Raw genomic sequence first — 13,057 nt, forward strand, 5'->3', positions numbered from 1 at the left:
GTCCGCCCATGACCGCCCGGATTCGCCGTCTCGAACTGACGCCCGCCGAACGCCGCGCCGCCGCGCGAGGCAATGCGGCGCTGGCGCTGGTGCCCCGCCTCAAGGCTGACGGTTGGCGGCTTGCGGCGACCCAGTGGCTCAGCAGCCGCTTCGGCGACACGGCGGCGTGGGTCACCGCGGCCCAGCTCAAACAGCGTGGCGTTCGGGTCGAGACTGTCCGCGTCCCTTCCGAGGACGGCGGCGTCTCTATCCGCATCCTCAATCCTCCGGGTCCGCCGCGCGGTGTCGTGCTGGACATGCACGGCGGCGGCTGGGTGGTCGGCAGCGCCGGCCTCAACGACCACCTGAACGCCGACCTCGCGGCCGAGGCCGGCCTGGCCGTTGTCTCAGTTGACTACCGTCTCCTCAGCGAGCCCCGCGGCGTGCTGATGCAGCACGCCCTTTCCGACTGCATGGCCGCCGGCCGCTGGCTGGCGGAAAACGCCGGGGAACGCTTCGGGACCGACCGCCTGTTCCTGTCGGGCCAGTCAGCCGGCGCCCATCTGGCCGCGCTCACAGCCCTCGCCCTGCGCGATGAAGGACGCCTGGGCGCCTTCCGGGGGTGCGTTCTGACCTACGGCGTCTACGACCTGTCCGGCACGCCCTCCGCGCGCGCGGCAGGCCCCGAGACCCTGATCCTGAATGGCCCGACCCTGGCTTCCGACCTCGGCCGTCTGACGCCTGACCGCGACGAGGCCGGCCGTCGCCGTCCGGACATCTCCCCGCTCTACGCCGACCTGCGCGATCTGCCGCCCGCCCTGTTCGTGTCCGGCGACCTCGACCCCCTTCGGGACGACAGCCGCCTGATGGCCGACGCCTGGTCAGGAGAGGCCGAATTGCTGGAAGTGCCGCTCGCCCCGCACGGCTTCATTCACTTCGGCGGCCCCCTCGCCGTGCGCGCCCTGGCGGAAATTCAGGCCTGGCTCGAACAGCGGATGGCCGTCCTCGAGGCCGCCTGACCCATCATCAGGGTCGGAAAACAGGCCGTTCGGGCGAAAAATTCGCTCGAAACATCGTCCCTGTGCAGAAATCGCAAGAGCCTCACGAATCAAAGAAAATTGCTCGATCCGCACAAGACGATCCCCGGCCTGCAAACTTTATCCCCAACATCGTCCACAGCCGGTCATTCCGGACCGCTTGCCAGTTCCGCTGATCGGAGCGAGCTTGATCAGGCCGAGGGACACGGCGGCGCGGAAAACCGGGGAGACCCGGGGCTCAAAGCGGACCGGCCCGGCTCTCTGATCGAACGCACCGGGGGGTTTCGACCTTAACGGACGGGAGACAGGATCAAGGCCCAAAGGATTTTTCAAAGGCTTCGGCCGGAGAAAACCCGGAGGGAACCGGATCGGGATCGATGGACGGCGCGAGGCTCGACCTCGTGGAACGCCGGAGACCAGGAGCGCGACAGGATACAGCCGACCATCGCCGGGGTTCGCCCCGCTGATGCAAGGCCAGGGTCTTGAACCTCAATGGCCAAGTCCAACCCGGACTTGGCGAGGGGACGAGGGAAGCCGGTTCGCCGGGGACCTTCGTCCCCTCGCTCAATTCCGGCGGGACCTCAGGTTCGGACCGGGGCGCGCCCCAGTTGAACGCCCCCTTCCCCTTCTCCCGGCTGAGCCGTAAACCAAGGCATGACCTTGCGTGGGAATCGCCGTTTCCGGCCCGACCGCCGCGCCGTGATCGCGGGCGCCGGCGCGATGGCGGCTGTGGCGGCCGTCTCGGCCTGCCAACGCGCCGAAGCTCCGGTCGATGAGGAAGGCCGCGTCCGCCTGCGCTTCGCCACCGACTGGCGCGCCCAGGCCGAACATGGCGGCTTCTACCAGGCCCTGGCCTCGGGGGCCTACGCCCGTCGCGGCCTGAACGTCCAGATCATCCAGGGCGGTCCGGGCGTGAACGTGCCCCAGCTGCTGGCCTCGGGCGCGGTCGAGCTGGGCATGGGCTCCAACAGCTTCATCCCCCTGAACCTCGTCGCCGAGGGCGCTCCGGTGAAGGCCGTCGCCGCCTTCTTCCAGAAGGACCCCCAGGTCCTGATCGCCCATCCCGATCCGGCGCTCAGATCCATCGCCGACCTCCAGGGACGCCCGTTCCTCCTGGCCGACGCCTCGATCACCGCCTTCTGGGTCTGGTTGAAGGCCAAATACGGTTTCACCGACGACCAGGTGCGCAAATACACCTTCAACCTCGCGCCCTTCCTGGCCGACGAGCGGGCGGTGCAGCAGGGCTATCTGACGTCCGAGCCCTATACGATCGAGCAGGAGGCGGGCTTCACGCCCAAGGTCTTCCTGCTGGCCGATGAGGGCTACCCTTCCTACGCCACGATGGTCCTCGCCCCGGACGCCTTCGCCCGCGACAACGCCACCGCCCTGCGCAGCTTCATCGCCGGCTCGGCCGAGGGTTGGCGCGACTATATCCAGGGCGACGGCAAGGCGGCTGACGCCTTGATACGCAAGGACAATCCGGAAATGACCCAGGACATACTGGATCAGGCCCGGGCCAAGCTGAAGGCCAACGGCATCGTCGACGGCGGCGACGCCGCGCTCTACGGCCTCGGCGCCATGACCGCCGAACGCTGGCAGGCCTTCTTCGACGTCACCTCGGGCGCCGGCGTCTATCCGGCCGGCCTCGACTGGCGAAAGGCCTTCACCACCCAGTACCTGCCCGGCCGTGGCTGAGCCGACGGCCGCGCTCTCGGGCGCCGTCGTCCGCTACTCCGGTCGCCCGCCCCTGGGCCCTGTCGACCTGTCCATCGCGCCGGGAGAGATCGTCGCCCTTGTCGGGGCCTCGGGCGCGGGCAAGTCCACCATCCTGCGGTTGCTCGCAGGGCTGGAAAAGCCCGCCGAAGGACAGACTGGACGCGGCGCCGGGCCCGGCCGGACCGGCTTCGTCTTCCAGAGCGCCACCCTGATGCCCTGGGCCGACGCCCGGACCAATGTCGCCCTGCCCCTGGAAATCTCCGGCGTCCCTCGTTCGGAAGCCCGCCGCCGGGCGGAAGGCGCGCTGTCAGCCGTCGGCCTCGGCGACCGCTTCACCGCCCGTCCCCGCCAGCTCTCCGGCGGTATGGCCATGCGGGTGTCGCTGGCCCGGGCGCTGGTCACTGAACCCGATCTGCTGCTCCTCGACGAGCCTTTCGCGGCCCTCGACAGCATCACCCGCCGCGGCCTGATCGAGGATCTGCACCGGCTATGGGCCGCTCGCTCGCCCCGGCCCGCCATCGTCTTCGTCACCCACGATGTCGAGGAGGCCGTCTATCTGGCCCGCCGCGCCCTGGTCCTCGATGCGGGGACCGGACGCCTCGCCGCGGAACAGGCCTTGCCCGGATCCCTGCCGCGTCCGGCAAGCTGGCGGATGCATGCCGATTATCGCGGCGCGGTGGAGGCGCTGGCCCGGGCGCTCGCCGATGCCATGACGCCGCCGCAGGCGGCCGCATGACTCGTCTCCTTCCGCCCCTCCTGCTGACCGCCCTTCTGTTGGCGGCGTGGGAAATGGCCTGTCGGACGTTGCACGTCCCGGCCTATTTCCTGCCCCCGCCCAGCGCCGTGGCCGTCGCCATGGTCGACCGCGCGCCCGTCCTCGCCGCCTCGGCCGTCGCCACCTTCTGGATGGCGCTGCAGGCCCTGATCGTCGCCGCCCTTCTGGGCGGCGGCCTCGCCTTGATCGTCTCCCTGAGCCGTCCGGCTGAACGGGCCGTACGACCGCTGGCCGTCGCGCTGCAGGTGACGCCAGTCGTCGCCATCGCGCCCCTGGTGCTGATATGGACGGGCCTGGACCATGCTGACCGCGCCGTCGTCGCCCTCGCCGCCGCGGTCGCCTTCTTCCCCCTCTTCTCGGGCGTTCTGACCGGCCTCAAGGCGGCCGATCCGGACCTCGAACGGCTGTTCGATCTCTACCGCGCCAGCCCGCTCCAGCGCCTGATCCGGCTGCGGCTGCCCGCAGCGCTCCCGTTCATGCTCGAGGGACTGCGGGTCGCCTCCGGCCTGGCGGTGATCGGAGCGGTGGTGGCCGAGTTCGTCTCCGGCTCCGGCGCGACCCAGGGCCTCGCCTGGCGCCTGCTTGAAGCCGGCAACCGGTTGCGAACGGCCGACATGCTCGCGGCCCTGGCGCTGCTGATGTTCATGGGCCTGGCGCTCAATGGACTGGTCAGCGCGCTGGAACGCGCCGTGCGCCGCCGAACCCTCTAGCCGTTTGTCCGCCGGGCGCCCGCCGCAGCCCCTTGCGTTAGCCCGGCCTTAAGGCCCTGACGGCTAGCCTGGGGCTCCAGTCCCTGCGTCCGGAGCCGCCCCTTGCGTCGCGTCCTCAGCCTCCCGATCGCGCTCCTCGTCGCTACGACGCTGACCGGCGCCGCAGCCGCGCAGACCCGGCCGGCCGTCCGGCAGGATCTGCGTCAGATCTCGTGGCCGGGCCGGAACGCCGCCGCGCCCGCCCCGAACGCGCCCGCGCCCGCGCCCGAGGCGGCGCGCACGGACCTGCGCCGCACCAACCTCGTTATTCCCCACGGCGGTTTCGGCGCGGTCGAACCCGCCGCGGCGCCGCGCCCCGCTCCCGCGCCCCGGCGAACCCTGACGCCCGCCGACTCCTGGCTGCGACCGGCAGCTCCGGCACCGGCTCCGGCTCCCGCTGTGATCGCGACGGTTCCGGTCCGGTCGGAAGCAGCTTCGCCGCCGCCCGCCTCCCGACCCGCAGCGATACCCGAATATCTCCCTGACCAGGGACGGCGCGGCCAGCACGCGCCCGCCGACATCGTCTATGCAGCGCCGCCCGAGCCCGCGCCTTCGGGCACAAGCGCCGCCTCAGACCAACCGGCCGATCCGATGGCGCCCCGTCGTGACGCGCCGATCTTCCGCATCCAGCAGGCGCCGCCCTCGCCTGAGCCTGCTCCCGAGGCCGCCGTCGCGCAGGAGCCGGCCCCCGCTCCCAGGCCTCGCTACGTCGCCGAGGTGGTCAACACCGGGGAACGTCCGCCCCAGCAAGGCGCCCGCTACTACTCCGTCCATCGCCAGAATGGCCGTCAGCCCGATTCCCTGGCGATGCCCGAGCCGACCTATGTCGACGCCCTGGCCATCACCATGACCCAGACGCCCGCCTCGCAGGATCTGGCCGAGCCCGAGCAGGGCCCGAACCTGATCCGCGACAACCAGGGTCGGACCCGGCCCGTTCCCGCCGCTTCCGACGGGGACCATCAGTGAGCGAGGCTGAGTTCGCGTCCTCGCGCCTTCCCGACCTGATCGCCCTGGCGGAAGAGGGCTCCAGCGAGAAGCGGCGCGCCCTGCTGCGTGAACTGACTGATCATTTCTTCGGCGGTACGCCGCGCACCGCGACGGAAGACACCCTGTACGGCGCCGTCCTGACCCGGCTGACGGCGGACATGGAACTGGCCGTCCGCGCCGAGCTTTCGGCCCGCTTCGCCTCGGCTCCCGACGCGCCCCATAACCTGATCCGCCGGCTGGCCAACGACGAGGCCGCCGTGGCCGGCGCGGTGCTGGCCTCTTCTCCCGTGTTGACGGACGAGGACCTGCTCAGCGTCGTGCGCGAGCACGGCCAGGACCATCTGCGCGCCGTCTCGGCCCGGCCGTCGGTCTCCGAGGCTGTCTCGGACGTCATCGTCGAGCGTGGCGACGACGTGACCCTCGGCACGTTGTTGCGCAACGACGGGGCCCGGCTGTCGCGTCAGGCCTCGGAAGCCGCCATCGAACGCGCCAAGGTCAATCCGGCCCTGCACGAGGCGGCGGTCGAGCGCACAAGCCTTCCGCCGGACCTGCTGAACGAGATGTATTTCGTGGTCGAGGCCCGCCTCCGCACCCAGATCCTCGAGCAGAACGCGCGGCTGGATCCGGCTCTGCTGGAAAGCGCCATCGCCGCCGGTCGCACCCGGGTCGCCACCGACGACGGCGCCCTGCCCGCCGACTACGCCGAGTGTCTGGCCTACGTCGAGGAACTGAAGGCCGCCGACCAGTTGTCGCCGCAGATGCTCGCCCGTTTCCTGCGCTCGGGCGGAACCACATCCTTCCTCATCGCCCTGGCCCAGTTGTCGGACATCGACTTCCACACCGCGCGGCAGATCATCGAACGCCGCGAGCTGGACGCCCTGGCCGTCGTCTGCAAGTCAGCCGACCTGGATCGCGCCCTGTTCCTGACCTATGCGGTTGTGCTGCTGAACGACGACGGCGATGCAATGGCCAAGGCTCGCGCCTACGCCCGCATGTACGCCGACCTCAGTCGCGACGCGGCCCTGCGCACCCTGCGCTTCTGGCGCATGCGCCGCGGAGCCCAGGCGGCCTGACCCGACGCCGGACGTGAAAACGCCCGCCTCCGTTTCCGGAAGCGGGCGTCTCATGCCGCGACAGGCGGATTATTTCTTGGCGCGGCCGGCAGCGGCGCGAGCGGGCTTGCGGCCGCCCTGGCCCAGCCCCATCGACTTGGCCAGGTCCGAACGGGCCTTGGCGTAGTTCGGCGCGACCATCGGATAGTCTTTCGCCAGGCCCCACTTCGCCCGGTATTCTTCGGGACTCATGTTGTATTTGGTGCGCAGGTGCCGCTTCAGCGACTTGAACTTGCGGCCGTCTTCCAGGCAGATCAGGAAATCGGGCGTGATCGACTTGCGCACCGGAACCGCGGGATCCTTGACCTCGGGTTCGGGTTCGACGGCGCCGTTGGAAACCTGCGTCAGGGCGGCGTGAATGCTGGAGATCAGCCCCGGCACTTCAGTCGCCTGAACGTTATTGTTACCGACATAGGCGGACACGATGTCCGCGGTCATCTCGAGCAGTTGAGCGTTGTCTTCCACGTGCGGGCCCCGTCTTGCTAAACTCAAATCTGGACTGAATCAGTCGATGATGAGGTCAATAGATTTGTTCCGTACTGAAAGCAACCACAGCCACAATCATCGCAACGCTGATCCTCTGGCGTGCGCGAGTTTACTATAGGTGTTGCCCGTTCGGGTAGAAAGCGGCTTTGCTTTTGGTTGCGCCGCGGTATTCAACGTCCGAAATTTTCCGCCAGGGCCAGCATAGCGGCGCGTTCGGGAGCGGAGTAATCGTCGATTCCCTCTTCTTCGCCGTCCCGGATGGCCCTGAGTAGAGCCGGCGTCAAGGCGGACGACAGCGACCAGTTCCAGTAACGCAGCACCGTCTGGGCCCGATCGACCGCCAGCATGTCGTAGGTGACCTGCACGCGCTCCCACGCCGGATGAACCGACCCGTCCTCATCCGTTTCCGGACGGCGCATCGATCGCCACAGGCCCAGCAGATCGCTCTTGCCCAGACCCGTGGCCTTGCAAAGGATCGCCAGCGGTTCGCCGCCGGGGTCGCCCATGATCTTGGCCCCGGTTATCGGCTTGATCCCGGACAGATAGGCGATCTCCGTCGCGACCTCGCGGTTCAGTCCGCCGGCGGCCGCGGCCGCCACGGCCTGCTCCAGTCCTCCGTAGGGACTCTTGGCGATGGCGGCGCGGTTGCGCTGGCGACGCTCGATGAACTGCAGGGCCTTGCGCGAGACCGGGTCCTGCCAGTTTTCCTCCGCCGCCATGGCGAAGACATCCTCGGCCACTTCCTGCATGACTTCCCGCGATACGGCGAAGCGCTGCAGAATGGTCCGGCGATCCTCGGCCGACGACCACCAGAACATCACATAGGCCCCGGACGGGCGGAGTTCAGGCCGCTTCAGCACGGGACCGCACAGCTGCGGCTCCTGCCGGCTCAGACTGACCACGCACTCAATGGCGGTCTGGCAAAGGCGGGCGGTGTTGTTGCGCAGCACCGCCTCGATGACGTGGCTTTCACCGAAACTCAGCAAGGTCTCGGTCACGACCTCGGACAACGACCGGCGGCTGGCCATGAGGAACCGGTGCTCCGGACCGGTGTCGCGCGCGCAGGCCACCAGGTCGGCGTCCGACAGCGAGGCGCACTGCTCGATCAGCAGGCCCGCGATCTCGGGATCGTCGCGCAACAGCATCCGCGCCAGCGCATTGGGCAGTTCAGCGAGCGGCGCCAGACGCTGGGCCACGCGACGCCGGTCCTCGGCGCTCGCCAGTCGGAGCATTTCGACCAGCAGGTCGCCGGTCACCGCCCGCTCGAACGCGTTGATCCGGCTGGCGGGCAGGGACACCACATCGGCCAGGCGCTTCAGCAGCGCATGGCGCGCGCGGAAACCGCCTTCCGGGGCGGGCTCCTCGGTGATGGGCGCGAGATCGGACATGTCGGCGCCGACGTTACGGCGGCGCCGGTTAACCGCCTGTGACGGTTACAACCCCTCGAACAGCGCCGTCGACAGATAGCGTTCGGCGAAGCTTGGGACGATGGCGACAATGGTCTTGCCGGCGTTTTCATCCCGCGACGCGATGCGGAAGGCCGCCGTCAGGGCTGCGCCCGAGGATATTCCGACGGGGATTCCTTCCACCCGCGCGACCTTGCGGGCCATGTCGAAACTGTCCTCGTTCGACACCTGTTCGACCCCGTCGATGACCGAACGGTCGACGTTGGGCGGGATGAAGCCCGCGCCGATCCCCTGGATCTTGTGCGGGCCGGGCTCGCCGCCCGACAGCACCGGCGACGCCGTCGGCTCCACGGCGATCATTCGCAGCGAAGGCTTGCGCGCCTTCAGCACCTGGCCGACGCCGGTGATCGTGCCCCCGGTGCCGACCCCGGCGACGACGATGTCGACCGCGCCGGCCGTGTCGTTCCAGATTTCCTCAGCCGTCGTGACCCGGTGGATGGCCGGGTTGGCCGGGTTGTCGAACTGCGAGGGGCAAACTGACCCGGCGGTCCGGTCCAGAAGTTCCTGCGCCATGGCTATGGCCCCCTTCATGCCCTTCTCGGCCGGCGTTAAAACCAGTTCCGCCCCCAGCAGGGCCAGCATCTTGCGCCGCTCGATCGACATGCTCTCGGGCATGACCAGGATCAGTCGATAACCCTTGGCCGCGGCGACGAAGGCCAGGGCGATGCCGGTGTTGCCGCTGGTCGGCTCGATCAGCACCGTATCCGGCCCGATCTTCCCGGCCTGTTCCAGCGCATCGATCATGGCCACGCCGATCCGGTCCTTCACCGAGGCGATCGGATTGAAGAACTCCAGCTTGGCCAGCACGGTCGCCTTGGGCGAATACTCGGCCGACAGGCGCGGCAGACCAACGATCGGGGTGTCGCCGATGGTGTCGAGGATCGACCCATACACCTTGCCGCGTCCGGCCTTCAGGTGGCGGGAAGGATCATAGGAGGCGTCTGACATGGCGGTGCTCCGGGCTTGAGTCCGGGGAACATAGGCGCTTCCCCGGCAGGAAAAAGGTGAAACTGCCGGTCTGCCCTGGTCCGTGCAAGGTCACGCCCGGGCCGGGACTGCAGGGGTGTCCAGCCAGCCGGCGGCGCGCAGACGTGCAACGCTCGTGCGCGACACGGGGGCCTCGATTCCGCCCTTCAGCCGGATCCGGATGTTGCGGCCGTCCTCGATCACGCCCTGGACCGCATTGCGGGCGACCCACCACGACCGATGCACCTGCAGGCCTTCGAGATCGCTGAGCTCATCCATCGCCTGGCTCAGGGACATCAGGACCAGGGTTGAGCCATGGATCGTATGGAGCCGCACATAGTGATCCTCCATCGACAGGCACAGGAGGTCGCGGCCAAGCCGGGCCGGCAGGTGGCGCAGGATGCGCGGGGTCGCCGGATCGGTCGTGGTCTGCGCGACGGCAGCGTGCGAAGGGCGCCGGCGCAGCGCGCCGTAGAGCGCCACATAGATCAGGCTCACCATCACCGTCTGACCGTACCAGTCCAAAGGACTCACGGCCTGGAGAATCCCGGGCCACAGGGCGGCGGCCATCGCGCGGGTGACCCAGGCCAGAGGGATTCCGAGCGCCAGCACCATCATGGGCGCCCAGGCCCACACCGGCACGCCGCCGGTCCGCGCGCGGGGCGCCAGCACCCGGATCGTCAGGCCGAACACAATGCCGCAAACCAGGAACACCCCGGCCCAGTAGGCGACCCGCACGGGGAGCGTGTCGTTGAAGAAACTGCCGAAGGGACCGATCACGCCCAGCATGGCGCCCGTCCCCAGACAGACCGCCAGCTCCGTCGTCCAGGCGCGGGCCGTATTCGGCGTTTCGATCATCGTTCCCCCTTGGCCGACACTATAACGCAGCGATTTCCGCGGGGAACTGCTGGCCGGACCGCGAACCCGTTCGCCCGTTGGCGAAGCGGCTCTGGCGGCGGCCGACCCGAGGGCCGACGATCCGGGACTTCGCCGACCTCCCGGACCATCACATGTCATTGCATCGCGCTTCCTTCGCCCTGATCGCCGCCCTTATGGGCGCCTGGACTCTCGCGCCGGCCGCCCCGGCCACGGCCCAGGAAGCGGATATGGCATTCCGTTTCGCTGATCCCGACGGCGGCGAGATCGAGGCCGGCGTCTGGCTTCCGGATCAGGCTTCGTCCGGGGCGCCCCATCCCCTCATTGTCATCTCCCACGGCAACGGCGGATGGTATCGCGGCCACTACGACACAGCCGAAGCGCTCGCCGGGGCCGGCTTCGTCGTCGCCGCTCTTACCCACCCCGGCGACAACTGGCGCGACGACAGCCAATCAACCCAGCTCAGCGCTCGCCCTCGCCACGTCAGCCTCCTGATCGATCACATGACGCAGGACTGGTCGGGGCCGGTCGCCATCGATCCCGGCCGGATCGGCGCCTTCGGCTTCTCGGCCGGCGGCTTCACCGTCACGGCGATCGCCGGCGGCGTCAGCGATCCGTTGCTTATCCTTCGTCATTGCGAGGAACAGCCCCAGGTGTTCGCCTGCCGCCTTCTGGCGCAGCGCCCCCTCCCGGTGCCGACCTGGCGCCCCGTGGGCCATGATCCCCGCGTGAAGGCCGCGGTCATCGCGGCCCCGGCCCTCGGCATGGCCTTCACCGACGAAAGCCTCGCGGCCGTACAGATCCCGATCCAGCTGTGGCAGGCCGCCGACGATGAAATCCTGCCGACCCCCTTCAATGTCGAGCCCATCCGCGACCGGCTGGGCAGGCCGCCCGAGTATCATCGCGTCGCCGACGCCACCCACTACGACTTCCTCCCGCCCTGCGCGCCGGCGATGCGCGAGGCCCTGCCGGTGCTGTGCGCCTCGAAGCCGGGATTTGACCGGACCGCCTTCCACCGGCAGCTCAACCAGGAGGTCGTACGCTTCTTCCGCGAGACGCTCTGAGCCGGCCCCTTCACGTCCGGTTAACCACGATGACGCATCCCTGAACCACTGTTCCGGGGCCCTATCTTGCGTAATCTCGCCACCGCCGTTGAAGCCGTCGATCCGCTTGTCGTGACCGGCAAGGTCGCGGGCGTGAACGGACTGCTGATTGAATCGCGCGGCGGCCTGTCGCGCCTCGCCGTCGGCGCGCGCGCCGAGATCGAGCGCCGCCATCTGCACCCCCTGCCCGCCGAGGTCGTCGGCTTCCGAGACGCCAAGGCCCTGCTGATGCCGTTCGGCCCGGTCGAGGGCGTGGCCCCGGGGGCCGACATCCGCATCGTCTCCGCCGCCGCCAGCGTCCGGCCGACCACCGCCTGGCTGGGCCGGATCATCGACGCCTTCGGCCAGCCCATCGACGGCAAGGGGCCGCTGCCGCAAGGCCCTGCCGCCTATCCCCTGCGCGCCCCCCCGCCCCCGGCCCACTCGCGCGGCCGGGTCGGAGAGCGGCTCGACCTCGGCGTCCGCTCGATGGACGTCTTCACCACCACCTGCCGCGGCCAGCGCCTCGGCATCTTCGCCGGCTCGGGCGTCGGCAAGTCGGTCCTGCTGTCCATGCTCGCCCGTCAGGCCACCTGCGACGTCGTCGTCGTCGGCCTGATCGGCGAACGCGGCCGCGAGGTCCGCGAATTCATCGAGGAAACCCTCGGCGAGGAAGGCCTGCGCCGCGCCATCGTCGTCGTCGCCACCTCGGACGAGCCGGCGCTGAAGCGCCGGCAGGCCGCCTATATGACCATGGCCATCTCCGAATACCTGCGCGATCAGGATCTGGAGGTCCTGTGCCTGATGGACTCCGTCACCCGCTTCGCCATGGCCCAGCGCGAGATCGGCCTGGCCGCGGGCGAGCCGCCGACCACCAAGGGCTACACGCCCACCGTCTTCACCGAACTGCCCAAGCTGCTGGAGCGCGCCGGCCCCGGCCCGGTCCGCCCCGACGGCACCACCGCCGGACCGATCACCGCCCTGTTCACCGTGCTGGTCGACGGCGGCGACCATGACGAGCCCATCGCCGACGCCGTGCGAGGCATTCTCGACGGCCACATCGTCATGGACCGCAAGATCGCCGAGCGCGGCCGCTTCCCGGCCATCGATGTGCTGAAGTCGGTCAGCCGCACCCTGCCCGCCTGCCAGACCCTGCCCGAGCGCGAACTGAACAAGCGCGCCCGCCAGTGCCTCAGCGCCTACGCCAACATGGAAGAGCTGATCCGCATCGGCGCCTACCGCACCGGCGCCGACCCCATCGTCGACCGCGCCATCGCCCTGAATCCCGCGCTCGAGGCGTTCCTCGGCCAGGACAAGGACGATCACACGCCTCTTTCCGATTCCTTTACCCAGCTGGAAGCAATCCTGAACCAGGGAATGATCCAGTGACCGGAGTACGCAGATGACCGCCTGGGCCCAATCGCTGATCCGCATCTCGAACTACGAGGTCGAGACGCTGCAGAAGCGCCTCGCGGAGATCACCGCCCGCCGCGCCTCCGCCGAAATGCGCATCGCCGTTCTCGAGGCCGAGGCCGAGATCGAACAGGAACGCGCCCGCTCCGACGCCGACGCCGCCATGATGCTTCAGGCCTATCTGAGCGGCTGGAAGCTCCGCAAGGGCGCGGCCGAGGCCGACGTCGTCGTCATCAACGCCGAGGAGGAAGGCGCCCGCGACGCCCTCACCGGCGCCTTCGAGGAACTGAAGAAGTTCGAACACGTCGCTGAAACCACCCGGCTGAACAGCATCATCGCAGCCGGCAAGCGGGAAACCGCCGCCTTCGACGAACTGGGCCTGCGCCGCCACGCCGGCTGATCCGCGTCTCGAG

Annotated in this window: 13 protein-coding genes; 9 read left to right on the top strand and 4 right to left on the bottom strand. The window is 69.3% G+C overall.

The window, feature by feature from the left end; all coding sequences use genetic code 11:
- The first annotated feature begins 8 nt into the window (after positions 1-8).
- The 6 genes from V6M42_RS10765 (at position 9) to V6M42_RS10790 (ending at position 6,316) form a co-directional block, all read left to right on the top strand.
- The gene (locus tag V6M42_RS10765; RefSeq protein WP_332678466.1) at positions 9-998 is read left to right on the top strand and encodes an alpha/beta hydrolase; all 990 of its coding nucleotides are present in this window, start codon (positions 9-11) and stop codon (positions 996-998) included.
- 672 nt (positions 999-1,670) lie between these two features.
- Entirely contained in the window at positions 1,671-2,711 is a 1,041-nt protein-coding gene (locus tag V6M42_RS10770) for an ABC transporter substrate-binding protein (RefSeq protein ID WP_332678467.1), read from the top strand.
- Positions 2,704-3,468, top strand: coding sequence for an ABC transporter ATP-binding protein (locus V6M42_RS10775; protein WP_332678468.1), 765 nt, complete (start codon positions 2,704-2,706; stop codon positions 3,466-3,468). Before V6M42_RS10770 ends, V6M42_RS10775 begins: the two co-directional genes overlap by 8 nt.
- Positions 3,465-4,217 carry an ABC transporter permease gene (locus tag V6M42_RS10780; RefSeq protein ID WP_332678469.1) on the top strand — a complete coding sequence of 251 codons (753 nt, stop codon included), beginning with the start codon at positions 3,465-3,467 and terminating at the stop codon, positions 4,215-4,217. The genes V6M42_RS10775 and V6M42_RS10780 overlap by 4 nt, the downstream gene beginning before the upstream one ends.
- A 102-nt stretch (positions 4,218-4,319) precedes the next feature.
- Positions 4,320-5,222: a hypothetical protein gene (locus tag V6M42_RS10785; protein WP_332678470.1), complete on the top strand. Its 903-nt coding sequence runs from the start codon at positions 4,320-4,322 to the stop codon at positions 5,220-5,222.
- Positions 5,219-6,316, top strand: a complete 1,098-nt coding sequence (locus V6M42_RS10790) for a DUF2336 domain-containing protein (protein ID WP_332659359.1) — start codon at positions 5,219-5,221, stop codon at positions 6,314-6,316. Before V6M42_RS10785 ends, V6M42_RS10790 begins: the two co-directional genes overlap by 4 nt.
- Positions 6,317-6,385: 69 nt before the next feature.
- Here V6M42_RS10790 and V6M42_RS10795 read toward each other — a convergent pair whose 3' ends face one another.
- The 4 genes from V6M42_RS10795 to V6M42_RS10810 all read right to left on the bottom strand — a co-directional run bounded on the left by V6M42_RS10795 (position 6,386) and on the right by V6M42_RS10810 (position 10,131).
- Positions 6,386-6,820, bottom strand: coding sequence for a MucR family transcriptional regulator (locus V6M42_RS10795; RefSeq protein ID WP_056617996.1), 435 nt, complete (start codon positions 6,818-6,820; stop codon positions 6,386-6,388).
- Between the two features lie 191 nt (positions 6,821-7,011).
- Positions 7,012-8,229, bottom strand: coding sequence for a DUF2336 domain-containing protein (locus V6M42_RS10800; protein ID WP_332659360.1), 1,218 nt, complete (start codon positions 8,227-8,229; stop codon positions 7,012-7,014).
- Between the two features lie 45 nt (positions 8,230-8,274).
- Positions 8,275-9,255: a cysteine synthase A gene (gene cysK, locus V6M42_RS10805; RefSeq protein WP_332678471.1), complete on the bottom strand. Its 981-nt coding sequence runs from the start codon at positions 9,253-9,255 to the stop codon at positions 8,275-8,277.
- A 90-nt stretch (positions 9,256-9,345) separates the two neighbouring features.
- Entirely contained in the window at positions 9,346-10,131 is a 786-nt protein-coding gene (locus V6M42_RS10810; protein ID WP_332678472.1) for a LytTR family DNA-binding domain-containing protein, read from the bottom strand.
- A gap of 152 nt (positions 10,132-10,283) precedes the next feature.
- Here V6M42_RS10810 and V6M42_RS10815 point away from each other — a divergent pair, with 152 nt between their 5' ends.
- From V6M42_RS10815 to V6M42_RS10825, 3 genes are all read left to right on the top strand, one after another.
- On the top strand, positions 10,284-11,213 hold the full coding sequence (locus tag V6M42_RS10815; RefSeq protein ID WP_332678473.1) for an alpha/beta hydrolase family protein: 930 nt from the start codon (positions 10,284-10,286) through the stop codon (positions 11,211-11,213).
- Positions 11,214-11,279: 66 nt separating this feature from the next.
- A complete protein-coding gene (fliI, locus tag V6M42_RS10820; RefSeq protein WP_332659364.1) occupies positions 11,280-12,620 on the top strand; it encodes a flagellar protein export ATPase FliI in 1,341 nt (446 codons plus the stop codon).
- 13 nt (positions 12,621-12,633) lie between these two features.
- Positions 12,634-13,044 carry a flagellar export protein FliJ gene (locus tag V6M42_RS10825; protein ID WP_332678474.1) on the top strand — a complete coding sequence of 137 codons (411 nt, stop codon included), beginning with the start codon at positions 12,634-12,636 and terminating at the stop codon, positions 13,042-13,044.
- The last annotated feature ends 13 nt before the right edge of the window (positions 13,045-13,057 follow it).

It is taken from the genome of Brevundimonas sp. (assembly GCF_036677305.1).
GTDB lineage: Bacteria > Pseudomonadota > Alphaproteobacteria > Caulobacterales > Caulobacteraceae > Brevundimonas.